Origin of the sequence: Rhodanobacter sp. AS-Z3, assembly GCF_029224025.1 — a bacterium.
Taxonomy (GTDB): Bacteria; Pseudomonadota; Gammaproteobacteria; order Xanthomonadales; family Rhodanobacteraceae; genus Rhodanobacter.
In genome coordinates this window covers 1,106,207-1,129,232 of the sequence record NZ_CP119392.1, presented here as the reverse complement: position 1 = coordinate 1,129,232, position 23,026 = coordinate 1,106,207, and the positions used below count along the sequence as shown (strand labels likewise).

The following is a 23,026-nucleotide window of genomic DNA, read 5'->3' as shown; positions in this document are numbered from 1 at the left end:
TGTTGCGGGACGTCAGCGGGAGGCGCCCGGATCATGGGGATAGGTGGGTTCTGAGCGACCACGACGAGCATCATCGATATCACGTTCGACATCTTGTGCCGCATCATTGCCGGGCATACCGTTGCCGCCGGTCAGCTCGATGCTGCCACTGGCCGTGCGCGGTCTGGGTTCAACCCAGCTCTTTACATGCAGGTCACGCTGGGGGAACGGCAATTCGATGGCGTACTTCTCGAAGGCACTGTGCAGCGCCCAATAGTAGGCGGCAGTGACCGCGCCGACGCGGCGCGTGGCCTCGGCGTTGAGCCAGACCACCAACTGGAAGTCGAGCGAGGAATCACCGAAACCCGTCAGCCATACCTGCGGTGCGCGCGCACCTTCCATGCTGAGCGTGAACGGCACTTCGGCGGCAGCTTCCAGTGCAGCTTTCTTGACCAGCTCCTTGTCGGTACCGTAGGCCACGCCGAACGAAATCTTTTGCCGGCGTGCAACTTCACGCAAGGTCCAATTGACCACGCGGCCGGTGACGAATTCGGAATTCGGCACCAGGATATCGATGTCGTCGTTGGTGCTGATCAGGGTGGCGCGGATGCGGATCTCGCGCACGTGGCCATGCACGCCGGAGGCCAGCTCGACAAAGTCGCCGACCTTGAGGCTGCGGTCGAACAGCAGGATCAGGCCGGATACGAAATTGTTGAAGATCGCCTGCAAGCCAAAGCCCAGGCCCACGCCCAGCGCGCCGGCGAATACCGTCATCTTCGCCATCGGGATGCCCGCCACATCCAGTGCCCACAGCAGGCCAATCAGCAGCAGCAGGTAGTGCAGCAAACGCTCCACGGTGTACAGGGTGGACTGATTGAGCTGGCTATTTCGCTCGGCATAGCGGCGCAACGCCCGCCGGAGAATCGCCGTCGCGATCAGAAACCCCACAAACAACAGGATCGCACCCAGGATCGAGCCAAGGTAGATCTTGACCCCACCGATGCTCTTGTAAAGGTCTAGCCAATCCCCGACCTGCTCAACGCCTTCATGAATCGCCACGGGCGCAGTCGGTGCCTGCGCCCAGTCGAAAAGTGTCGATGCCACGGTCGCCTGCACCGGCTAGCCTGTTACAGCAGCAGCCGGCGAATATCGCCGAGCTGAGTGGCAAGGAACGAGGCAAAGCGCGCCGCCAACGCGCCATCGATCACGCGATGGTCGTATGACAGCGACATCGGCAAGATGGTGCGCGGTGCGAATTCCTTGCCGTTCCAGACCGGCTTCACCGCCGCCTTCGAAACGCCGAGGATGGCCACTTCCGGCGCGTTGACGATCGGCGTGAAGCCGGTGCCGCCGATGCCGCCGAGCGAGCTGATCGAGAAGCAGCCGCCGGACATTTCGGCCGGGCCCAGCTTCTTGTCACGCGCCTTCTTCGAGATTTCGCCGAGCTCGCGCGCAAGGTCGAGCAGGCCTTTCTTGTCGCAGTCGCGGATCACCGGCACGACCAAGCCATCAGGCGTGTCCACCGCGATGCCGATGTGGAAATATTTTTTCAGGATCAGCTTTTCGCCGGACCCGTCGAGCGAGGCGTTGAACTGCGGGAACGCCTTCAGCGCCGCCACCACCGCCTTGATCTGGAACACCAGCGGGCTGATCTTCAGGTCCTTGTTCTCGGCGCCGAGCTGCTTGCGGAACGCTTCCAGTTCGGTGACGTCGGCGTCTTCGTGCTGGGTGACGTGCGGAATCATTGCCCAGTTGCGCGCCAGGTTCGCGCCGGAGATCTTCTGGATGCGCGACAGCGGCTTTTCCTCGATCTCGCCGAACTTGGCGAAATCGACCTTCGGCCATGGCAACAGGCTGAGGCCGCCCACCGAAGCGGACGCGCCCGTCGACGGGCGCGCACCGGAAGCCAGCGCATGCTTGATGTAGGCACTGACATCGTCACGCTGGATGCGCCCGCCACGACCACTGCCTTTCACCTGCTGGATGTCCACGCCCAGCTCACGCGCAAACGCGCGGATCGCCGGGCTGGCATACGGTGCGTCGCCAGGCATGACGATGCGTGCGTCGACCGGTGGACGCACTTGCGGCGGCACGTCGCCCTCGGGCGCGATACCGGGCTGCACCCGTTGAGCAGCTACCGGCGCGGCTGCTGGCTCGACGGCAACCGGAGCCGGCGCTGCCGGCGCGGGCGCGGGCGCGGGCGCGGGCGCGGCGGGTTGCGGCGGCGCAGGTTCGGCGGCGCCTTCGGCCTCAATCAGCGCAATCACCGCACCTTCGGAAACTTCATCGCCAACCTTCAGCTTCATTTCCTTCACGATGCCCGCGAACGGCGCTGGCACTTCCATGGTCGCCTTGTCCGATTCCAGCGTGATCAGGCTCTGATCCTTCTCGACCCGGTCGCCAGCCTTGACCAGCACTTCAATGACGGGAACGTCGTCGTGCCCAATGTCGGGAACGCGGGCTTCTTTGAGTTCGGCCATGATCACTCCTGCTGGCGATCGCACGCCGCTCGGGGATGGCGGCTGCATACAAGTTGTCAATCATAGCGAAGGGGGCGCGGCTTGCGTATGCCGGATTGTGCTTTGTGCGACCATCGGGCCATACCATGCGCGGCCGTATCCATGACCTTGAGCGGGCGCGCACGCTAACCTTGATGGCTTAATCTGACCTCATGCTCACGCCGCCTCACGCGGCACTGGAAGGAACCCATGCTGACGATACGTGACTTGTCCAAGACCTATGGCAACGGTGTCAAGGCGCTGCGCGGGGTGTCGCTCGACATTCCCAACGGCATGTTCGGCCTGCTCGGGCCCAATGGCGCGGGCAAGTCCTCGCTGATGCGCACGATTGCCACACTGCAGGACCCGGACTCGGGCACGATCACGCTGGATGGCATGGACCTGCTCGCCGACAAGCAGGCCACGCGACGGCTGCTTGGCTATCTGCCGCAGGAATTCGGCGTGTATCCGAAAGTTTCTGCCGAGGCGATGCTGGATCACTTCGCCGTGCTCAAGGGCGTCACCGTGAAAAGCGAGCGGCGCGATCTGGTCGAAGCGCTGCTGCGTCAGGTCAACCTGTGGGACGTGCGCAAGCGCAAGCTCGGCACCTACTCCGGCGGCATGCGGCAGCGCTTCGGCATCGCCCAGGCACTGATCGGCGAGCCACGCCTGATCATCGTCGACGAACCCACCGCCGGGCTTGATCCGGAAGAGCGCAACCGTTTCCTCAACCTGCTGGCCGAACTGGGCGAGCGGATGGTGGTGATTCTGTCCACCCATATCGTGGAAGACGTCACCGACCTGTGCTCGCGTATGGCGATCATCGGCCAGGGCCAGGTGCTGCTCACCGGCGAACCGGCCGAGGCGATTCGCTCGCTGGAAGGACGCGTCTGGCGCCGCAGCATCGACAAGAACCAGCTCGACAGCTATCGCGCCCGCATGAACATCCTGTCGACCCGGCTGGCCGGCGGCCGCACCCTGTTGCACGTGCTGGCCGACGCGCTGCCGGAAGAAGGCTTCGAATCGGTGGTACCGGATCTGGAAGACGTCTACTTCGGTCGCTTGCGTGCACAAGCCACCGCCAAGGCCGCCTGAGTTTGCTCGATTCATTGTCGTAGCAGGCCGCTTGCGCGCGATGCGTTTGCACTGAGTCTTTCATCAACTGCATCGCCCGCCAGCGGGCTCCTGCGGCAACCAGACAGGGACTACCGATGTTTTTGCAGTCGACATTTTTCGAGATACTTCGCTTCGAGTTGCGCCAGCAACTGAAGGCGCCGCTGTTCTGGATTGTTGCCGTCGCCTTTGGCGCACTGGCCTTTGCCTTTACCAGCACCGACATGGTGATTGCCGGCGGCGCCAGCGGCAACGTGCTGCGCAATGCGCCGCTGGTGATCGTGCGGCTGCTGAGCGTACTCACGGTGTTGAGCATTTTCCTGGTCACCATTTTCGTCGCCGGTGCTGCCCTGCGTGACTTTGACCAGCGCACTTCAGACATGTTCTTCAGCACCCCGATGAGTCGGGGTGCCTATCTGGGTGGACGCTTCGCCGCCGGATATATCGCGGCGTTGGCGATCATGCTGATCTGCGCGCTGGGCCTGGCGCTTGGCAGCGTGATGCCGTGGATCGATGCAGAACGTCTGGGTCCGGCAAGCTGGCATGGCTACGTCTGGGCGCTCGGCGTGATGGTGATTCCGAACATGCTGTTCATCGCCGCTTTGTTGTTCCTGCTGGCGACGACCACGCGTTCGCTACTGGCGACTTATATTGGTGTGATTGCCTATTTCGTATTGTCTGGCGTCACCGGCTATCTCAGCAGCAAGATCGACAGTCACACCGTCGCGGCGATGCTGGACCCCTTTGGCGGGCGCACGCTGGGCCTGGTCACCCGCTACTGGTCGCCCGACCAGACCAATCATTTGTTGCCCGGGCTCGAAGGTGTCCTGCTGTTCAATCGCCTGTTGTGGATTGGCATAGCACTGCTGCTGTTGGTGGCGGCATATGTGCTGTTCCGCCCGAATCGCGAAGGCCTGCAGCTGCCGCGTCGCAAGAAGCGCGCCGAGCCACCGATGCTGCGTCCGCCGGCAGGCACGGCTGCGCTGGCCTTGCCCAAGGTGACTATCGGCAGCGGCTGGCGTATTCACCTGCAGCAATTGCGCGCGCAGTTCGTGTTCGATACGCTCGGCGTCGTGCGCGGCGTGGCCTTACTGGTACTGCTGGCGCTGTCGCTGGTGTTGATGCTGGTTTCGCTGATGGTTTCCGGGCAGGTCTACGGCACACCGGTGTGGCCGGTGACTCATCAGGTGCTCACCGCGATCAACGGCAGCTTCGGCCTGCCGCTGATCATCATCGTGATCTTCTATGCCGGCGAACTGGTCTGGCGTGAGCGCAACCAGCACTCGGCCGAAGTCAGTGACGCGTTCCCGGTACCGAACTGGGTGCCACTGACCGCGAAGTTTGGTGCACTGATGACCATCATCGTGCTGATGCTGCTGATCGGCGCCGTAGTCGGCATCGGCTGGCAGCTCGCGCATGGCTACACGCATCTGCAACCCGGCCTGTATCTGGGCATGCTGGCACTGAACGTGATTCCGTTCGCGTTTATCGCGGTGCTGACGCTGTTCCTGCAGGTGATGTCGAACAACAAGTTCCTCGGCTACCTGTTGACCATTTTGTGGGTCGCGGCAAGTTCGGTTGGCCTGAGCCTGCTGCACTGGAACCACAACCTGTACAACTACGGCAGTGGCCCCAGCGTGCCGTACTCGGACATGAACGGCTTCGGCCACTTCCTCAAGGGCGCGCTGTGGTTCGACGGCTACTGGGCCTGTCTGGCGGTAATCATGCTGGTGGTGGCGGCGTTGTTCTGGGCGCGTGGCACTGACGATGCGTGGCGGGATCGCGTGCGCGAAGCGCGTGCGCGGCTGCGCGCACCTTCCATGGCGGTGCTTGGGGTTGCTGCACTCGCCTTCCTCGGCAGCGGCGCATGGATCTACTACAACACCAACGTGCTCAACACGTACCGCAACAGCACCGCAAAAACCGTGCAGCGCGCGGACTACGAAAAGAAGTATGCAAAATACGAGGGCGCGCCGCAGCCACGCATCACCGCGGTCAAGGCCGACGTGGACATCTACCCGTACCAGCGCAAGCTCGATATTCGCGCGCACTACACTCTGGTCAACAAACACGACACGCCGATCAGCGAGCTGTATGTAAATTACACGGACGAGTTCACCGTGAAGTCGCTGGACTTCGCACCGCACGATACGGTCAGCGAAGACAAGGATCTGGGCTTTACCGTGTACCGGCTGAAGACACCGCTGGCGCCGGGCGCGTCGATGAGTTTCGACTTCACCCTGGCGTACGCACCCAAGGGCTTCACCAACGACACCGGTGACACCTTCCTGGTGCAAAACGGCACGTTCTTCAATAACGGCATGCTGCCGCAGTTCGGTTACCAATCGCGCTACCAGCTCACCGACCGCAACGACCGGCGCAAGTACGGCTTGTCGGCCGAAGTGCCGCGGATGCCGAAGCTGGGCGACCAGAAGGCACGCGCCGATACCTACATCAGCAACGATGCGGACTGGATCGACTTCGAGACCACCGTCTCCACCGCTGCCGACCAGATCGCATTGGCGCCGGGCACCTTGCAGAAGGAATGGACGGCCAATGGCCGGCACTACTTCCACTACAAGATGCAGCAACCGATGCTGAACTTCTTCGCGTATTTGTCGGCACGCTACGCGGTGAAGCATGCCGAGCATGACGGCGTGGCCATCTCGGTCTATTACAACCCGGCGCATGCCTGGAATGTGGACCGGATGATCGAGAGCGCGCAAGACTCGCTGGACTACTACGACGCGAACTACACGCCGTACCAGTTCAAGCAGTTGCGCATCCTGGAGTTTCCGGGCTATGCGGCGTTCGCGCAGTCGTTTGCCAATACCATTCCGTTCTCCGAATCGATCGGTTTCATTGCCGACCTGCGCGACAAATCCAAGATCGACTATGTCTACGACGTCACCGCACATGAAGTCGCGCACCAGTGGTGGGCGCATCGGGTGATCGGCGCGAACATGCAAGGGTCGACCATGCTCAGCGAATCGCTGGCGCAGTACTCGTCGCTGATGGTGATGAAGCACAAGTACGGTGCCGACCAGATGCACAAGTTCCTGAAATACGAACTGGATGCCTATCTCATGGGTCGCGCCACCGAAGCGGTGGCCGAGGAACCGTTGGCGAAAGTGGAAAACCAGCCGTACATCCACTATCGCAAGGGCTCGCTGATCTTCTACGCGCTGCAGGACTATCTGGGCGAAGCGAAGCTCAATGGCATGCTCAAGCAGTTCCTGATCGACAAGGGCTTCCAGCAACCGCCTTACACCACCTCGCAGGAATTCATGGACGCGCTGAACCAGGTGGCCGGGCCGCAATGGAAATCGCTGCTGGATGACTTCTTCTGGAAGATCACCCTGTTCGACAACCGGCTCACCGATGCCACGGCGAAGAAGCTGCCCGATGGCAAATACGCCGTCACCTTGAAGGTGCACGCGGGCAAGGTCTATGTCGACGGCAAGGGCAAAGAGACCAAGGCCAAGGCGGACATCCCGATCGAGGTCGGCGTATTCGCCGCCTCACCTGGCGGTGGCAGGGACGGCAAGCCGTTGTATCTGGAAAAGCGCGTGCTGGCTGATGGCGACAGCACGATTACGGTAGTGGTTGATGGCAAGCCGGCGCTGGCGGGCATCGACCCCTACAACGAACTGATCGACAAGGTCTCCACCGACAACCGTCGCGGAGTGACGGTCGAGTAGTCGCTCTCAAGCCGCCCCGCATCACACCTGCCTGGGCGAACTCCCTGGCAGGTCGCCGCGAATAATGGTCAGCTCGCGTTGCGGGAACGGAATGCTGATGCCTGCAGCATCAAGGTGTTCCTTGATCGCCCGCAGCAAGTCAGTCTGGGTGGCCCAGAAGTCGCCCGTGTCAGTCCACGCGCGAATCACCAGGTCAACCGAACTCTCGCCCAGCCCGACCGTCCATACACCCGGCTGCGGGTCTTTGAGAATACGTGCGTCGGCATCGAACAGGCGGCGGATCTCGGCCATCGCCGCGCCAATGTCATCCTTGTAACCGATGCCCAATTTCAACTCGAAGCGTCGTGTACCACGGCGGTTGTAGTTGATGATGGCGTCACCACCCACCTTGCCATTGGGTACGACCGCTTCGCGACCGTCCGGCAGCAGCAGCAAGGTGTGCATCAGGTTGATGCTTTGTACCGTGCCATCGATGCCACCAGCGGTGACGAAGTCGCCGGCACGGAACGGCCGGAAGATCACCAGCAGCACGCCCCAGGCCAGATTGCTGAGCGAGCCCTGCAAGGCCAGGCCGATGGCCAGGCCACCGGCGCCAAGCGCAGCCACCAGCGGCGCCGAAGGCACGCCGGCGCGAGTCAGCGCCATCACGATCAGCATGGCGACCAGCACGCCGTAGATCACGTTGCGCAGAAAGCCGCTGAGCGTGTCGTCCACGCTCGCGCGCTGCAGCGCGCGACGACTGAAATTTGCCATGCGGGCGGCGACCCAACTGCCGACCAGCAGGATCAGCAACGCGAACAAAAGGTTCAGTGCCACATGAATGACACTGGCGGACAGCGCTGTACCCAGCATCCTGTCGAGAAAATCTTGCATGGCTTCAACTCGGGTAGAAAACCCGACCAGCCTAGCAAACCGTTGAAAACATCGCGTGATCTCGATGCGATTACTACCTGACCACACTACCGCTTTTCGCTGACCTCAGAGCCGATTGTCTTCGATATCGCTGACCTTGCCATCGACAATAGTCACCACGGTGACGTGGCCATCGCGGCGGTAGCGCCACTGCTCACCGCCTTCGTTCCGATCCACCACACGCACGCCGCCGCGACGACTGCCGTGGCTGCGAGACTTGTGCGCGTGCGATTTGGAACTGGGCTTGCCGAGCAGCTCAGTGACCCGCTCGCGACTATCACCGGCAACCAGCACCTGACTGCCGACACGCAGGGTACTGGACGCCTGTACGGCGGCACTGAATGCGAACAACGCAATGACAAGTCTCATCTGCATGACCTTCTCCCTGGTCGATTGGAAAGCCGCTTCTGCTGCACCGACAACGTTGCGATCAACCGCTCAGAAGCCCGCGCCCGGCTGGGCCAGATAGGCCACTTCCTCTGCTGTACTGGCTCGGCCAAGCACGGCATTGCGATGAGGAAAGCGACCGAAGCGCTCGATCACCGCGCGGTGACGACGAGCATAGTCGAGAAATCCAGCGAACTGCGCCTGCACATCCTCGGGTGCCTGCGCGCTCAAGACTTCGAACAATTCCACCGAACGCTGCTGCAACGCGTGATTCTCGGCGTGTTCCAGCGGCAGGTAGGCGAATACGCGCTGGATGGCGGGAAGTTGCCGGTCATCACCGCGAGCCAAGCCCGACAAAGCAACGCGTTGAGCAACCGCGTCAGCGGACCACGAACGCGGGTCGTGGCGATACAGATTGCGCGGAAATTGATCCAGCAGGATCAACAAGGCAAGCCAGCCCGATGACGTGGCCGTCCAGCCATCCAGCTTGCCGGCGAATGCCTCCACCACGCTTGCACCGAAGCGCTGGCGAATGCGTGCATCGAATGCACTGTCTGCGGCAAACCAGTGCGGGGTGTTCTCGTCATCGAACCAGAAGGCGAGAACGTCCTGCGCAGTGACTGACATCGCTCATCTCCACTAAAATCCGGGGTGAGCCGAACTATGCCTGTGCCGGGACAGCCACGGCAAACGTAAAGCCAGACCCCACCACCACGCAGGTCATCGACTGACCTGTAGCAGGTTCAGGGGCTGCCCGTTGCTGCCGCGCACATCCTGCTGCAGCTGTGCCAATCGCCGGATCGAGGGGCACAGCGCTTCGATCTGCGGTCGCAAGACCTGCAGCCGGGCCTGCAATCGCGGCTGCAAATCGGTGGCGAGGTCGGCAGCGCGATCACGCAGGGTAGCCGCCGTCTGCAAGTCGCCGGACAGTGCTGCATTGATCGCCTGCTGTCCGAGATCAGCCGCCAGCAAAGGCAGCAGGTCACCGGCGATCTGGCTCATTGCCTGGTTGGCCGCATCACCCTGCCAGTCATGCGTGCTCTGGCTGATCGAGATGCGCTGCTTCAGTTCCGCCGCATGCCCATCAAGTCGGCGCAGGAATTCTGCATGGGCATCCGCACTCAGGCCCATGCCATCAACCTCGGCACGCAAGGCCTGCGCCGCGATATCCACGCCGTTGCGGGCTACCGTGCGCACGCGCGGCGCCAGTGCACGCAGCTCGCGTTCGAACAGGGTCAGGCGGTCCTGATTCTCGGCATTCAACTTCACAGTGACGCCATCGGTGCGCAAAGCGCCCTGCTGCAACTCCACATGGAAGGGCGCAGGTGCCGGCCGGTCGAACAGCAAGCTGCCCGGCTTCACGGTGACGTCGTAACTGCTGCTGGCATGACAAGTCGCAGCCAGGTCCTGCGCGTGCACAGCGCAGGTCGCCAGCAGACTGACCAGCAGAACGGACGATCGACGAACAAACATGGGCGCATTCCTGAAGGAGATGCGCCCAGCGATAACCGGCGGTGAGCCAACCCATGCTGAACATCGCGCTGACGGCGTGACCACCAAGCTCACGCCGGAGCGAATTCGCCCAAGCTACTCAGGCACCACTCACGGGTGTGATCAGGCGCAGACCGTCATCGTCGAGCTGATAAATACCGTCACCCGGAAGTGCGTCGGCACTACCCGACAACAGGCGCTTGTCGTCGACCCACGGCACCAGTTCCTTCGGACCCGGCACGTACATCTCCCATTTGCCGTATTCATCGCGATTACGCGATCCCATCGGCCTCAGAAAGTAACGGACCGGTACGCGCGCCACCCAATGATCCTGATTCACGTGGCTACCCTTGGTCGGCGGATGGAACGTCCACGTCCGCGCCGCTTCCAGGGCGGATTCGGCAAAAGCCTTGCGCCAGCGCGTCAGCATCGCGTCACTGCCAACCACCGCAAGATTGACCTGCTCGGCCGCCGCCTCTTCGACCTGCCCTGTCCGCCCCACCCGCAGCACGAGGTAAACCGTGCCGGCCACGTTCGCACGAGCCGCCTGCTCCGGATAGCGCGGGTGCTCCTGTCGGTCCGAGGAGATTCGCGTGCCGGGTTCGTCCTGACCAAAATGGCTGCCGCTGATGCTCATCTGGTAATTGCCATTGCCGATCGGCAACGCCACCACACGCAGGCTCATGCTTGCCTTCGCAGCCACCGGCTTGCCGTCAAGCAAGACCGGCTGAAAATGCCAGGCCGGAACGGTGCGACCGATCAACGCCGTTACCGCGGGCTCCACCTTGTCTGCATGATCAATGGCATAGCTACGCACGCTGCCATCAGGCGCCACCACGATCGTGCCAGTGAGCAACATGCTTGCCTGCACCCGCTCGCGTGCCGCCGGGCCGGCGGCCACCGTTGCAACCGAAGTGAACAAACAGAACAATCCAATCAACCAGCTTTTCATTCCCTTTCTCCGCTGAGAGTTTCAACCATCGTCCATAAACAAGTATCCCCGACACTCACCGCTTGCGCGAACGAAATTGCACGCGTACGCCGGGCCGCCCCAATTGCAGGGACAGCCACAAGAGTAGCGGAGTGGCGAGCAGCTTGAGCGCGATGCCGACTTGCCATACGCGCTCGGCGCGGGCAATCAGCCACAACGCCATGTCGGCTGTTTGTGGCTGGGCGTTGGCGTGCTGACGGGCGGTTTCGAAGTTTCCCGACTGTTGGAGCATCAGCACGGCGGTAGTCAGCGCCCAGATCGCCAACACTACCGCCAGCACCTGCATCGTAGGCCGCGACCAGGCCTGACGCAGGATGCAGCCGGCGCAGACCACGATCACCGCGGCGGCCGCGACAAGGTAGAGATAGTCGCCCAGTCGCAGATATTGCACGGCGCCGATCGCGGCAAACAACAGCATCAGCCAGGGAATGACCGCCCATGGCGCGAAACGTCGAATCGAGCCCGTCCGTGTGCTTGATATCAAAGGCATCAGCGCGTCGTCCTCAAGGTGGCCAGGTCGTTCAGCACCTGGGTTGAATTCTTTTCAGGATCAACGTCGACATACACCTTGGCAACGCGACCTTGCGGATCAATCAGGAAGGTCGTTCGCTTCGCGTAGTGCCGGCCCATGCGTGAGGTCAACACGCCGTAGCGCGTGGCGACCTGACCATCCACGTCGGCCAGCAACGGAAACGGCACGTGATACTTCTCGGCAAAATCGGCATGTGACTTCACGTCATCCAGGCTGACGCCGACGACACTGACACCCGCCTTGCGCAACTTCGCGATGTCGTCGCGGAACGTGCATACCTCGGTGGTGCAGCCGGGCGTGAAGTCCTTCGGATAGAAATAGACCACCAGCCAACTGCCATGAAAGTCGCCGGGCGCACGCCAGTGGCCCTTCTGATCTTGCAGCCGGAAGGTGGGAGCCGCGTCGCCAGCTTGCGGCGTTGCGGCGAAAGCCGTTCCAGCCAGGGCAACCAACAGGATGAGTGCAAGCAGGGCAGCAAGGCGACGCATGGACAGGGTCTCCGATCGGGTGTGCGCAAGAGCTGCAGTTTACCCGCAAGCAAAAAGAAGGGCGCCAGCGGCGCCCTTCTTCCAGCAAGCTACGTTTTCGATCAGAGCTTGGTGATGGTGAACTTGCCCACCGAGATGCCCAGAGTCACGCCTTCACCGGTGCCGGCCAGTGCCAGCGAGGTGGTGCCCTTGGTCAACACCTGCGCGGTTGAACTCTTGACCACGCCAGCGTCGGCCGAGGCCTGCGCGTAATCGCCATAGACGTCGGCAATGCCGTGCACCTTGGTGATTTCGGCCTTGCCATTATCGATGTGGTATTTGCCGGCGGTGAGGCCACCGCCCACAACGGCAATTTTCACCTTCGAGCTCTGACCGTTGTCGCAGGTGACCGTACCGGTGCCTTCGGCATGCTTGAAGATCAGCGACCAGCCGGTCAGGTTGTAAACCATGTCGCATTTCACGCTGGCCTCGGCGGCCTGCGCTGTACTGGTCGGCAGCACGGTCGTCGCACCGGCACAGGCAATTACCAGAGCGGCCATTCCAAAAGTACGCTTGATCATGATGCTTCTCCTCGTGAGTGTTCGAAGTAACGCTGGTCACGTCACCAACAGCCTTGCCTGAAAGCGCAGCCGTCGTTGGCGTGGTGGAACGAATCCTGTGCAGGGCGGCGTGACAGAGACGTGCAGACGGCTGACTGGGCGTTCAGCTTCGCCAGAGTGAGCCGTGTGCGTCCAAGGGCGCACAAGGGCGCTGGAGGCTTGTGGCATGGACATCCCGTGCCTAGACTCGATGCTGCGGCGTGGTCGCCGTGCAGTCGTGAAGAGACGTGATGGTCAAGTACTCATTGGTGGGTTACGACGGTTCCGAAGTGTCACAACGCGCGATCCAGTTCGCGATCGATCTGGCACGCTGCTCCGGTGGCCGGGTGCGCGTGGTGTCGGTGTTGCAAGTCACCGAGGGCGGTGCCGATGTCACCGCCTTGATGATGGCGGACTCCGGCACCCGGCGCGTGCAGGAACTGCTCAAGGAACTCACCACCCTCGTGGCCGACGCCAGCCAACTGATCGACGTGGAACTGGCCTACGGCAGCCCCGGCGATGTACTGCTGAGCCAGGTCGAACAACACGGCATCGATCACATCGTGATTGGCCACACCGAACGCGGGGCACTCGCGCGGTGGCTACTGGGATCAGTCTCCGGCAACGTACTGGCGCGCGCGCACGTGCCGGTCACCGTGGTGCGCTGAAACGCGTCAGAACGAACGGACTATTTCGCCGCGCCCTGCTCGCCGTTGCGCGCGGCTGCCTCGATCTTTCGCTGCTGTTCCTGGGCAAGCTTCAGGCTCTTCACGTCAACCGGGCGGATGCCGGTAATCGTGCAGGGGAAGTTGTGACTACCAGTCAGTACCTTGTCAAAACCCACCATGACCTCGCTGATGTTCGAAGTGAGACCAATATTGTTGGTAAACATCAGATCCTGGCAACCGGCAAGATCAAGCAGCCAGGCCTGGTTCGGCCGGGTATATACGGCCAATTGGGTATCGCTCAGCGCTTCCCACGAATACAGGCTGAAGAAGTGAAAACTGCGCACCGGCGCACCGGCCGCCGCGACGTAATCCGCCTGACGCTGCGCGGCGCGCTGTGCATACGGCACGCTGGAACAGCCTGCGGCCAACATCGCCAGCATTAACGCGCTGGCCGGCATGAGAAACGACTTTTGCATGCTGCAATCCTCCATCGGAACTTCCATTTATCCAAACGCATCAGCGCTGCCGTGGATGACACCATTTACAGAATGCCGGGCGACAACCGGAAATAGCGGCCAGCTGGCACCTCCGCACTAATCGACCGTCCCCGCTATTTCTTGCCCGGCTTTTTCTTGCCCACGACCAACCATTTCGCCGGATCGAACCCGGCCACTTCGTACACCAGCGTCTGCTTCTTCTCGCCATCGACCAGGGTGACATCCATGCTGATCTTCTTCGCCTTGGCCAGCATCGCGATGAACGCCTTGTCGTCACGAATCATCAGCGCAGGCTCGCCGGTGGGCGGCGCGAAGGCCTTCACCGCAACCAGCCGATCATCGAAATGCGTGGCAACAGTGCAATTGCCGCGGCAGACAAAGCCTGGCTTGCTGCCATACAGGAACACGCTCTGGCCCCAGCTGGTATGTCGGCGCAGCACCAGCCGCACGCGGTCACCGGTCACCGGCTTGCTGTTGTCGATGCTGGCGGTGGACTGCGTGCCTCCCGCCATCGGCGCCACCTGGTAAACCCACAAGCGCTCGAGTCGACTCTTTTCGCGGGCGTCCGTATAACGCTTCTCGACCTCTGGCAGGGTTTGCTGCACTTCGCGCGCCGCATCAGTGCCCGGAAAGCGCTGCACGATGTCTTTGCCCATCGTCACCGCCATCTCGTCGTTATGGATGCGCAACAACTGGCGATACGTATCGAGGTTGCGCGCTGCATCAGCCGACGCGGTCGAAGCAGCGGCCTTTGCCGCTTCCGGACCATTCGACGTTCCGCTGGGCGCGGAGCACGCCACCAACAGAATGGCGCCGCCCGCAAGCAGCATGGCCTGACAGATGCGAAATACTTTCATGACAGCGAACTCTCGGGAAGCAGGCCGTTAGCTTGTCCCGTTCCACGCCCCACGCGCAACCGTTCCCCTGTCGATGGCGCAGGCGAAACCAGTCGGATGCCTGTCCTTGCGATGTGGCATGACGGCCCACTCAACCGTCCCGCGACGTCACCGCTGACCGGATTGACCCGCCCGGCGAACCGCAACCCCAGGCTGATTCACGCAGGTTCCCGCTGAAATACTGGCGCTATGCCGGCAGCGACGATGGCCGGATAATGGCCGTCCTGACAGGATCACTCATGCCATTCCTTCGCCCTCGGGCACCCGATTCGTTGCTGCAACACCACGCCTTCGTCGCGTTCTGGTTTGCCCGGATTGCTTCTGGCTTCGGCTTCCAGATGTTGTCGGTCGCGGTGGGCTGGCAGATCTACGCGATCACCGGACGCGCCTTTGATCTTGGCCTGATCGGGCTGGTGCAATTCATCCCCTCGGTGTTGCTGGCACTACCGGCCGGACACGTTGCCGATCAGTTCGAACGCCGCCGCATCGTGCTGCTGGGGCAAGTCGTGGAGTGGATCGCCATTGCCGTGCTCGCCGGCATGAGCCTGGCCCACGGTATCCACGAGTTCGGCATTCTGTTGCTGGTCTTCGTGATCGGCCTTGCCAAGGCTTTTGAATTTCCCGCGCTGCAGTCGATGCTGCCGGCACTCGTGCCTACTGAAGTGTTGCCACGGGCGATGGCCGTGAACGGTTCGGCCGGTCAGGCAGCGATGATCATGGGCCCGGCCGTCGGCGGCTTTCTGTACGTGGCCGGTCCGGGCGTGGTGTATTCGACCTGTGCCGTGCTGTATCTGCTGTCCATCGCGGTGATGGCGCGACTGCGCTATACGCAGGCCGCACCGAAACGCGAACCGGCGACGCTGAAAACACTTTTCGCGGGCGTGCATTTCATCCGCCGTCGGCCCGACGTGCTTGGAGTGATCTCGCTGGATCTGTTTGCCGTGCTGCTGGGCGGCGCCACGGCCTTGCTGCCGATTTTTGCCAAGGACATCCTGCATACCGGCCCGTGGGGACTGGGTCTGCTGCGCGCGGCACCCGCGGTGGGCGCGCTGCTGATGTCGATCTGGCTGGCGCGTCACGCCATGCAGCGCCGCGTCGGCATGATCATGTTCGCCTCGGTGGCCGGCTTCGGCGTAGCCACCCTGCTGTTCGCCCTGTCGACCACGTTGTGGCTGTCGCTGATCGCGCTGTTCGCGCTGGGTGCGTTCGACATGGTCAGCATGGTGATCCGCGGCTCACTGGTGCAACTGGATACACCGGACGATATGCGCGGGCGGGTCAGCGCGGTGAATGCCATCTTCATCAACACGTCCAATCAGCTTGGCGAGTTTGAGTCGGGCATGCTCGCCGCCTGGCTGGGCGCGGTGGGCGCCACCCTGGTCGGCGGCATCGGCACGCTGGTGGTGGTGGGTTTGTGGATGGGTATGTTCCCGAGCCTGTGCCGACGGCAGAAGCTGCAGGTGGAAATGGCGATCCCGGAAGATCCCGCTGCCGCTATGCTTTGATGCTTGCCAGTTGCCTGACGGAGAATTGCGTGATCACCACTTCACCCACCGAATTCCTTGCCGCCTTCGCCGCATTGACGCCCTTGCCTGATGCCTCGGCGACCGCGCGCGCCGCGTACCTGGTGGCGCCGGCCGAGTTCAGCCTGGCGGCAGAATCAGCGAGTGACAACCGCTACATGGACATGGATCTCGCCGTCGATCCGCTCAAGGCGCTGGCCCAGCACAGTGCGCTGGCGCAGGCCTTGCGCGCGGACGTGCCGGTGGTCACCTTCCCCGGCGATCCGGCCACGCCCGACGCGATCTTTCCCAACAACGTGTTTGCCACCGCGCCGGGACGGTTGATCGTGGGACGCATGCGCCACCCGGTGCGCCAGCGCGAGGCTACCCGCACCGACATCCGCGAGTTCTTCGGCGACGTGCTGGGCTACGACGAAATCGACCTGTCTGGTTGCGAGAATCTGGTGGCCGAACTGACCGGCTCGCTGATCATCGACCGTGCACGCGGCGTGGGCTATTGCGGACTCAGCGAACGCTGCGACATGGCCGGTGCCCAGGCGATGCTGAAAGCGTTCGAGCTGCGCCTGATGTTCTGCTTTGAACTGGCCGACGGCGAATACCACACCAATGTGGTGCTGACCTTGCTGGCCAGCCGCGCCGCGATCATCGCTGCCGATGGCTTCCGCGACCCGGCGGCGGCACAGGCCATTGCCAGCGCGTACGGCGATCGCGCACTGTGGATCAGCCCGCAGCAAAAGCAGGCGTTTGCCGGCAATGCCATCACCTTGTCCGACCAACGCGTGTGGATGAGCGCCCGCGCCGCCGCTTCGTTGCAGCCGGAGCAGATCGAAACCTTGCGCGACTATGGCTTTGCGTTGGGTTCGGTCGACCTCGACGAGATCGAAAAAGCTGGCGGCAGCCTGCGCTGTTGCGTCGGCGAGATCTACTGAGCCGCCATCTCCGTAAGCCCGGGTGTGGCGACTCACATCGCCGCTCCCTCGCGCAGCCCGGAACGTACATCATGATCACCGTCCATCACCTCAACAATTCACGCTCGCAACGCATCCTGTGGCTGCTGGAAGAGCTAGGCGTGCCGTACGAAATCAAGCGCTACCAGCGCGACCCGAACACCATGCTGGCACCGCCCGAACTCAGGCGCGTACATCCGCTGGGCAAGTCACCGGTGATCAGCGATGGCGAACTGACTCTGGCCGAGTCGGGCGCCATCATCGAATACCTCGCCGACCGCTACGGTTCCGGTGTACTGATTCCCGCCCCAGGCACGCCGGCGCGGTTGCGCTGCAACTACTGGCTGCATTACGCCGAGGGCTCGGCGATGCCGCCGCTGCTGATGAAACTGGTCTTCCATCGGGTGGAAACCGCACCAGCGCCGTTTTTCGTCAAGCCGATTGCCAAAAGCATCGCGCACAAGGTGATGCGCAGCTTCATTGACCCGCAGTTGCGGCTGCACATGGACTATCTGGAAGGGGAGTTGGGCAGCCAACAGTGGTTCGTCGATGATTTCTTCGGTGCCGCAGACATCCAGTTGAGCTTTCCACTGGAAGCGTTCGCCGCCCGCGGTGGGTTGGCGGACAGCCATCCCAAGCTGTCGGCCTTCCTGCAACGCATTCATGCCCGGCCGGCTTACCAGCGTGCACTGGCGAAGGGCGGTGAGTATCGACTTGGCTGAACGCCAGCCCGCAACGGATGACCGCGTTTACGCCTTGCTCACGACGAGGCTGCCAGTCTGGCCATTCAGACGCCAAGGAGACGACCATGCGCAAACACGATATCGAACGCCAGCTCCACGACACCGCCGGACGAGCCAGCGAGCGGGCACGCTATTTCGCGGATGGTGCCGCCAATGGCGCGCAGGATCTGCTCGAACGTGGCCGCCGCACTATCCGCGAGCGTTTCCAGAAGCGCAGTGACTACGGTCGCCAGATCAGCCACGCTGCCGAGGATCTGGCCGACGAGGCTAACTACCAGTACCGCCGCTTGCGTCGCCAGGTGAACCGCCACCCTGCGGCCACGGTAGCCATCGTGGCAGGTACGATTGGCGCATTCCTGCTGCTGCGTCGTGCGTTCAAGCGGGACGACGAATAAGTGAAACGAGCTGACTGATCCAGCTTGCCGGACATGCAGCTGGATAACAACGCCTCCATAAACAAGAAGCCCGCCATTGGCGGGCTTTTTGTTTGGCCGTCCGAAGTCGCCGGGCCGCCGTGATCGGCTAGGGTGTCGCTGCTAAGCTGGCGGTTCGCCCAGGGCACCACACTTCATGTACTCAAGGGATCTGCGCTTTCATCATCCCGCCGCCTTCTGGCTGGGCTGCGCCATGGTGGTCGCGGGCGTGCTGGCTCATCTGCCGATGCTGGCGATGGCCGCGCCGATGCACTACCGACTGGCCGGCATGCCGATGGACAGCACGATGCTGCTCGGCATGGCGCTGGTACCACTGGGCGTACTGCTGGCCGCCTACGGATTGATGCCCCGACTGCAGCAGATGCGCCGCACATCGCACGCCGGACGCAGCACACTGGCGTTTCACATCGCCGACAACGTGCCGCTCAATCGCGAACACTGGAAGCTGGTCGGCGTACTGGCTCTGGCCCTGGCGGTCGATGTGATGAAGCCGGCCACGATCGGCTTCGTCATGCCCGGCCTGGCCGACGAGTACGGCCTCGGCTCCTCGGTGACGGCGTTGCTGGCGCTGTCCGCGCTCAGTGGAACAGCGGTGGGCTCGGTGATCTGGGGACGGCTGGGCGACCTGTTCGGACGCCGCGCCAGCATCCTGCTTTCAGCACTGATGTTCATGGGCACTTCGATCTGCGGTGCGATGCCGGCGTTCGGCTGGAATCTGCTGATGTGTTTCATGATGGGCGCCGCAGCGGGCGGCATGCTGCCGATCACCTTCACGTTGATGGCCGAAACCATTCCTTCCCGCCATCGCGGCTGGTTGCTGGTAGCGCTCGGTGGCGTCGGCACGTCGGCTGGCTATCTGTTGGCATCGGGCGCAGCGGCACTGGTCGAACCCACGTTCAGTTGGCGTGCGCTGTGGCTGCTCAACCTGCCAACCGGCGCGCTGATCGTGCTGCTCAATCGCTACATTCCCGAGTCACCGCGCTTCCTTGCGCTGGCCGGACTGCACGATCAGGCGCGCACCGTTCTGCAGCAGTTCTGCGGCGAGTCGGCGACCATCACCAGCGCGACGCGTGCGAGCGATGGCACCGAGGAAGCCCAGCGCGTGAGCATGCGCCAGTTGTTGCGCGGCCGCCACGCCGCGATCAGTTGGGGGCTGATGGTTGCTGCCGTCGCCTGGGGGTTGGTGAACTTCGGCTTCTTGCTGTGGCTGCCGGAGAATCTGGTGAAGCTCGGCATCGATGCGCGCGAATGTGCGGCGTTGCTCGCGCGTTCGGCGCTGCTGGCGTTGCCCGGCATTGTGCTGGTGGTGGCGCTCTACCAGCGCTGGAGCAGCATTCGCACACTGGTGTTGTTCATCGGCCTGACCGCGCTTTCGTTACTGTGCTTCATTGTCATCGACGCCACCCAACTGCGTTCCAGCGCACTCACGATTGCCGGCACGGTCGCGTTGCTGCTGAGCGTCAGCGGCGTCATCGCCACGCTGATTCCCTATGCCGCGGAAATCTATCCCGTCCACCTGCGCAGCACCGGCGCGGGGCTGATCGCGGGCGGTTCGAAGTTCGGTGGCATTCTGGGTGCGCTGCTGGGAGTAAGTGGCTTATTCGAACACTTCATGCTGTCGGCGTTGCTGATCGCCGTACCACTGCTACTTGCCGGATGGATGCTTGCACGCAGCGGCATTGAAACGCGCGGACAAGGGCTGGAAGCGATCCAGCGCGCACTGGCCGAATGACCGCAACGAAAAGCCGCCTTGACGGCGGCTTCTCGTTTCACACTGCAATGACTTGCGGCGTCAAACCGTCAACGGGTTCGGCTTGTCCTGATCGAGCTTGTATTCCTTGATCGCCCGGCTGACGTCCTTCGCATTCATCTTGCCGTCCTTCGCCAACGCGGCGAGTGCGGCATGCGCGATCCAGTAGCGATCGACCTCGAAGAAACTACGCAGGTGCGCACGCGTGTCCGAGCGACCGTAGCCGTCGGTTCCCAGCACGGTGTAACGCATGCCGTCGGGCATGAAGGCGCGGATCTGGTCGGCAAACTCGCGCACGTAGTCGGTGGCGGCAATCGCCGGACCGCCACGTCCCTCGAGCAGTCCGGTGACATACGGCACGCGCTGTTCCGCTTCCGGATGCAGACGGTTCCAGCGCTCGGCATCAAAGCCGTCACGACGCAATTCGACGAAGCTGGGGCAGGACCAGATATCCGACTTCACGCCGAAATCCTTTTCCAGCAACTCGGCCGCGGCGATCACTTCGCGCAGGATCGTGCCCGAACCCAACAGTTGCACGCGCGGCTCGCCCTTCTTCGGCTTGCCGCCATCCTTGAACAGATACATGCCCTTGATGATGCCTTCCTCGCTGCCCTTGGGCAGGTCGGGATGGCTGTAGTTCTCGTTCATCACGGTGATGTAGTAGTAGTGGTCTTCCTGCTCCTGCATCATGCTGCGCACGCCGTCCTGCAGGATCACCGCCACTTCGTAGGAGAAGGTCGGGTCGTAGGCTTTGACGTTCGGAATGGCGCCGGCCAGCAGATGCGAATGGCCGTCTTCGTGCTGCAGGCCTTCGCCGTTCAACGTGGTGCGGCCAGCGGTGCCGCCGACCAGGAAGCCGCGCGCACGCATGTCACCCGAGGCCCAGCAAAGGTCGCCGATGCGCTGGAAGCCGAACATCGAGTAGTAGATGAAGAACGGCAGCATCGCCTGGTTGCTGATGCTGTAGCTGGTTGCCGCCGCCATCCACGAGGCCATGCCGCCGGCTTCGCTGATGCCTTGCTGCAACACCTGACCCTTCTGGTCTTCGCGGTAATACAGCAGCTGGTCGGAATCCTGCGGCTTGTACTTCTGGCCGAACGGCGCATAGATGCCGATCTGGCGGAACATGCCTTCCATGCCGAACGTGCGTGCCTCATCGGCCACGATCGGCACCACGCGCTCGCCCAACTGCTTGTCGCGCAGCAGCAGGTTGATGCCGCGCACCAGCGCCATGGTGGTGGAGATTTCGCGCTCGCCGGTGCCCTTGGTGATCTGCTCGAATGCCGCCAGCTCCGGCGCCTTCAGCTTGGCCTCGGCCTTGCGTCGACGCTGCGGCAGGAAGCCGCCGAGTGCGTTACGGCGCTCCAGCATGTACTGCACTTCCGGCGAGTCCTTGCCCGGGTGGTAGTACGGCACCTGGTCGTGCAGCTTGTCATCGGAAATCGGAATCTGGAAGCGGTCGCGGAAGTGCCGCACCGACTCGTCGTCCAGCTTCTTCTGCTGATGGGTCGGGTTCTGCGACTCGCCCGTACCCAGGCCCATGCCGTAACCCTTGACCGTCTTGGCCAGGATCACGGTGGGCATGCCCTTGGTGTTCGACGCGGCGTGGTAAGCGGCATAGACCTTGTGCGGATCATGACCGCCACGGTTCAAGCGCCAGATGTCGTCGTCGCTGAGGTTGGCAACCATCTCGCGCGTCTCCGGATACTTGCCGAAGAAATGCTCGCGCGTGTACGCGCCGCCGAACGCCTTGCACGCCTGATACTCGCCGTCGACGGTTTCCATCATCAGCTTGCGCAGCACGCCCTTGTGGTCGCGCGCCAGCAGCGGGTCCCAATAGCTGCCCCAGGCCAGCTTGATCGCGTTCCAGCCGCCGCCACGGAAGACGCCTTCCAGTTCCTGGATGATCTTGCCGTTGCCACGCACCGGGCCATCCAGACGCTGCAGGTTGCAGTTGATCACGAAGATCAGGTTGTCCAGACCTTCGCGGCCGGCCAGCGAGATCGCGCCCAGCGATTCCGGCTCGTCGCACTCGCCATCGCCCATGAAGCACCAGATCTTGCGGTCGCTCTTGGGCACCAGACCACGGTTCTCCAGATACTTGAAGAATTGCGCCTGATAGATTGCCTGGATCGGACCCAGACCCATCGACACCGTCGGCACCTGCCAGTAATCCGGCATCAACCACGGATGCGGGTACGACGACAGCGAGCGACCGTGGCCGACCACTTCCATGCGGAACAGGTCGAGCTGGTCTTCAGCCAGGCGGCCTTCGAGGAACGAGCGCGCGTAGATGCCCGGGCTGGAATGACCCTGATGCAGGATCAGGTCGCCGGGATGATCGGCGCTCGGTGCGCGCCAGAAGTGATTGAAGCCCACGTCGTACAGCGTGGCGCTGGAGGCGAAGCTGGCGATATGGCCGCCCAGTTCACCCGGCTTGCGGTTCGCACGCACCACCATCGCCATCGCGTTCCAGCGGATCAGCGAGCGGATGCGCCATTCCATCGCGGCATCGCCGGGGCTTTTCGCTTCCTGGCTGGGTGGAATCGTGTTGACGTATTCGGTGGTGGGATTGAACGGCAGATAGCCACCCGAACGGCGGGTGGTGTCGACCATTTTTTCCAGCAGAAAATGCGCGCGCTCGGTGCCGTCATGGTTGATCACCGCATCGAGCGAATCGACCCACTCGCGCGTTTCGGTGGGGTCGATGTCCTGATTGAGGATATCGTCGAGCTGATCCATGAAGATTCTCCGCAGCGCCGTTGCAGCGCTCGTGCTTGAGGGGGAATACCCGCCGCCGGGGTGTGCGACGGGAATCAACGTCCAAGTCTAGCCGTTGGGTCCGTGGCTAGCCAATCCGTTTGCCATGCGCTGGCGCATGGCAAACGCTGCAAAACA

The 23,026-nt window shown here is 62.6% G+C and carries 21 protein-coding genes; 8 read left to right on the top strand and 13 right to left on the bottom strand.

Features of this window, described 5'->3' with window-relative positions; translation table 11 throughout:
- Positions 1-12: 12 nt before the first annotated feature.
- A complete protein-coding gene (locus tag PY254_RS04725) occupies positions 13-1,083 on the bottom strand; it encodes a mechanosensitive ion channel family protein (RefSeq protein WP_281014327.1) in 1,071 nt (356 codons plus the stop codon).
- 23 nt (positions 1,084-1,106) lie between these two features.
- Positions 1,107-2,507 carry a dihydrolipoyllysine-residue acetyltransferase gene (aceF, locus tag PY254_RS04720; RefSeq protein WP_281014326.1) on the bottom strand — a complete coding sequence of 467 codons (1,401 nt, stop codon included), beginning with the start codon at positions 2,505-2,507 and terminating at the stop codon, positions 1,107-1,109.
- Positions 2,508-2,687: 180 nt separating this feature from the next.
- On the opposite strand from aceF, the gene PY254_RS04715 reads away from it, so the two are divergent.
- Together PY254_RS04715 and PY254_RS04710 are read left to right on the top strand one after the other, a co-directional pair.
- Positions 2,688-3,572 carry an ABC transporter ATP-binding protein gene (locus tag PY254_RS04715; protein WP_281014325.1) on the top strand — a complete coding sequence of 295 codons (885 nt, stop codon included), beginning with the start codon at positions 2,688-2,690 and terminating at the stop codon, positions 3,570-3,572.
- A gap of 116 nt (positions 3,573-3,688) precedes the next feature.
- Positions 3,689-7,291: an ABC transporter permease/M1 family aminopeptidase gene (locus PY254_RS04710; protein ID WP_281014324.1), complete on the top strand. Its 3,603-nt coding sequence runs from the start codon at positions 3,689-3,691 to the stop codon at positions 7,289-7,291.
- A gap of 21 nt (positions 7,292-7,312) precedes the next feature.
- Here PY254_RS04710 and PY254_RS04705 read toward each other — a convergent pair whose 3' ends face one another.
- The 8 genes from PY254_RS04705 to PY254_RS04670 form a co-directional block, all read right to left on the bottom strand.
- Positions 7,313-8,164, bottom strand: a complete 852-nt coding sequence (locus PY254_RS04705) for a mechanosensitive ion channel family protein (protein ID WP_281014323.1) — start codon at positions 8,162-8,164, stop codon at positions 7,313-7,315.
- Between the two features lie 105 nt (positions 8,165-8,269).
- Entirely contained in the window at positions 8,270-8,578 is a 309-nt protein-coding gene (locus tag PY254_RS04700; RefSeq protein WP_281014322.1) for a DUF2845 domain-containing protein, read from the bottom strand.
- Between the two features lie 63 nt (positions 8,579-8,641).
- Positions 8,642-9,217, bottom strand: a complete 576-nt coding sequence (locus PY254_RS04695; protein ID WP_281014321.1) for a DUF924 family protein — start codon at positions 9,215-9,217, stop codon at positions 8,642-8,644.
- Positions 9,218-9,310: 93 nt separating this feature from the next.
- Positions 9,311-10,063 carry a DUF2884 family protein gene (locus PY254_RS04690; RefSeq protein ID WP_281014320.1) on the bottom strand — a complete coding sequence of 251 codons (753 nt, stop codon included), beginning with the start codon at positions 10,061-10,063 and terminating at the stop codon, positions 9,311-9,313.
- A 118-nt stretch (positions 10,064-10,181) separates the two neighbouring features.
- Entirely contained in the window at positions 10,182-11,033 is an 852-nt protein-coding gene (locus PY254_RS04685) for an energy transducer TonB (protein ID WP_281014319.1), read from the bottom strand.
- Positions 11,034-11,088: 55 nt separating this feature from the next.
- Positions 11,089-11,562 (bottom strand): hypothetical protein, encoded by a 474-nt coding sequence (locus PY254_RS04680; protein ID WP_281014318.1) that lies wholly within the window; start codon positions 11,560-11,562, stop codon positions 11,089-11,091.
- Positions 11,562-12,092 (bottom strand): peroxiredoxin, encoded by a 531-nt coding sequence (locus PY254_RS04675; RefSeq protein WP_281014317.1) that lies wholly within the window; start codon positions 12,090-12,092, stop codon positions 11,562-11,564. Before PY254_RS04675 ends, PY254_RS04680 begins: the two co-directional genes overlap by 1 nt.
- A 101-nt stretch (positions 12,093-12,193) precedes the next feature.
- A complete protein-coding gene (locus PY254_RS04670; RefSeq protein ID WP_281014316.1) occupies positions 12,194-12,652 on the bottom strand; it encodes a hypothetical protein in 459 nt (152 codons plus the stop codon).
- Between the two features lie 269 nt (positions 12,653-12,921).
- On the opposite strand from PY254_RS04670, the gene PY254_RS04665 reads away from it, so the two are divergent.
- Positions 12,922-13,338: a universal stress protein gene (locus PY254_RS04665; protein WP_281014315.1), complete on the top strand. Its 417-nt coding sequence runs from the start codon at positions 12,922-12,924 to the stop codon at positions 13,336-13,338.
- Positions 13,339-13,358: 20 nt separating this feature from the next.
- Here the strand turns inward: PY254_RS04665 and PY254_RS04660 are convergent, their stop codons facing one another.
- Positions 13,359-13,814 carry a DUF6491 family protein gene (locus PY254_RS04660; RefSeq protein WP_281014314.1) on the bottom strand — a complete coding sequence of 152 codons (456 nt, stop codon included), beginning with the start codon at positions 13,812-13,814 and terminating at the stop codon, positions 13,359-13,361.
- Between the two features lie 134 nt (positions 13,815-13,948).
- Entirely contained in the window at positions 13,949-14,692 is a 744-nt protein-coding gene (locus PY254_RS04655) for a hypothetical protein (protein WP_281014313.1), read from the bottom strand.
- Between the two features lie 278 nt (positions 14,693-14,970).
- Here PY254_RS04655 and PY254_RS04650 point away from each other — a divergent pair, with 278 nt between their 5' ends.
- From PY254_RS04650 to PY254_RS04630, 5 genes are all read left to right on the top strand, one after another.
- Positions 14,971-16,236, top strand: a complete 1,266-nt coding sequence (locus PY254_RS04650; RefSeq protein WP_281014312.1) for an MFS transporter — start codon at positions 14,971-14,973, stop codon at positions 16,234-16,236.
- 29 nt (positions 16,237-16,265) lie between these two features.
- Positions 16,266-17,183, top strand: coding sequence for an arginine deiminase-related protein (locus tag PY254_RS04645; RefSeq protein ID WP_281014311.1), 918 nt, complete (start codon positions 16,266-16,268; stop codon positions 17,181-17,183).
- 71 nt (positions 17,184-17,254) lie between these two features.
- Positions 17,255-17,923, top strand: a complete 669-nt coding sequence (locus tag PY254_RS04640; RefSeq protein ID WP_281014310.1) for a glutathione S-transferase family protein — start codon at positions 17,255-17,257, stop codon at positions 17,921-17,923.
- A gap of 86 nt (positions 17,924-18,009) precedes the next feature.
- On the top strand, positions 18,010-18,339 hold the full coding sequence (locus tag PY254_RS04635) for a hypothetical protein (RefSeq protein ID WP_281014309.1): 330 nt from the start codon (positions 18,010-18,012) through the stop codon (positions 18,337-18,339).
- Between the two features lie 175 nt (positions 18,340-18,514).
- The gene (locus PY254_RS04630; protein WP_281014308.1) at positions 18,515-20,110 is read left to right on the top strand and encodes an MFS transporter; all 1,596 of its coding nucleotides are present in this window, start codon (positions 18,515-18,517) and stop codon (positions 20,108-20,110) included.
- A gap of 60 nt (positions 20,111-20,170) precedes the next feature.
- Here the strand turns inward: PY254_RS04630 and aceE are convergent, their stop codons facing one another.
- Positions 20,171-22,870, bottom strand: a complete 2,700-nt coding sequence (gene aceE / locus PY254_RS04625; RefSeq protein ID WP_281014307.1) for a pyruvate dehydrogenase (acetyl-transferring), homodimeric type — start codon at positions 22,868-22,870, stop codon at positions 20,171-20,173.
- Between the last annotated feature and the right edge of the window lie 156 nt (positions 22,871-23,026).

Excerpts from the sequence above, each read along its gene's own strand:
- PY254_RS04685 (WP_281014319.1), bottom strand. The coding sequence starts at position 11,033 with ATGAAAAGCTGGTTGATTGGATTGTTCTGTTTGTTCACTTCGGTTGCA.
- PY254_RS04650 (WP_281014312.1), top strand. The coding sequence starts at position 14,971 with ATGCCATTCCTTCGCCCTCGGGCACCCGATTCGTTGCTGCAACACCAC.
- PY254_RS04715 (WP_281014325.1), top strand. The coding sequence starts at position 2,688 with ATGCTGACGATACGTGACTTGTCCAAGACCTATGGCAACGGTGTCAAG.
- PY254_RS04710 (WP_281014324.1), top strand. The coding sequence starts at position 3,689 with ATGTTTTTGCAGTCGACATTTTTCGAGATACTTCGCTTCGAGTTGCGC.
- PY254_RS04675 (WP_281014317.1), bottom strand. The coding sequence starts at position 12,092 with ATGCGTCGCCTTGCTGCCCTGCTTGCACTCATCCTGTTGGTTGCCCTG.
- PY254_RS04635 (WP_281014309.1), top strand. The coding sequence starts at position 18,010 with ATGCGCAAACACGATATCGAACGCCAGCTCCACGACACCGCCGGACGA.
- PY254_RS04700 (WP_281014322.1), bottom strand. The coding sequence starts at position 8,578 with ATGCAGATGAGACTTGTCATTGCGTTGTTCGCATTCAGTGCCGCCGTA.
- aceE (WP_281014307.1), bottom strand. The coding sequence starts at position 22,870 with ATGGATCAGCTCGACGATATCCTCAATCAGGACATCGACCCCACCGAA.
- PY254_RS04705 (WP_281014323.1), bottom strand. The coding sequence starts at position 8,164 with ATGCAAGATTTTCTCGACAGGATGCTGGGTACAGCGCTGTCCGCCAGT.
- PY254_RS04680 (WP_281014318.1), bottom strand. The coding sequence starts at position 11,562 with ATGCCTTTGATATCAAGCACACGGACGGGCTCGATTCGACGTTTCGCG.
- PY254_RS04640 (WP_281014310.1), top strand. The coding sequence starts at position 17,255 with ATGATCACCGTCCATCACCTCAACAATTCACGCTCGCAACGCATCCTG.
- PY254_RS04670 (WP_281014316.1), bottom strand. The coding sequence starts at position 12,652 with ATGATCAAGCGTACTTTTGGAATGGCCGCTCTGGTAATTGCCTGTGCC.
- PY254_RS04630 (WP_281014308.1), top strand. The coding sequence starts at position 18,515 with ATGTACTCAAGGGATCTGCGCTTTCATCATCCCGCCGCCTTCTGGCTG.
- PY254_RS04695 (WP_281014321.1), bottom strand. The coding sequence starts at position 9,217 with ATGTCAGTCACTGCGCAGGACGTTCTCGCCTTCTGGTTCGATGACGAG.
- PY254_RS04690 (WP_281014320.1), bottom strand. The coding sequence starts at position 10,063 with ATGTTTGTTCGTCGATCGTCCGTTCTGCTGGTCAGTCTGCTGGCGACC.
- aceF (WP_281014326.1), bottom strand. The coding sequence starts at position 2,507 with ATGCAGCCGCCATCCCCGAGCGGCGTGCGATCGCCAGCAGGAGTGATC.
- PY254_RS04655 (WP_281014313.1), bottom strand. The coding sequence starts at position 14,692 with ATGAAAGTATTTCGCATCTGTCAGGCCATGCTGCTTGCGGGCGGCGCC.
- PY254_RS04660 (WP_281014314.1), bottom strand. The coding sequence starts at position 13,814 with ATGCAAAAGTCGTTTCTCATGCCGGCCAGCGCGTTAATGCTGGCGATG.
- PY254_RS04665 (WP_281014315.1), top strand. The coding sequence starts at position 12,922 with ATGGTCAAGTACTCATTGGTGGGTTACGACGGTTCCGAAGTGTCACAA.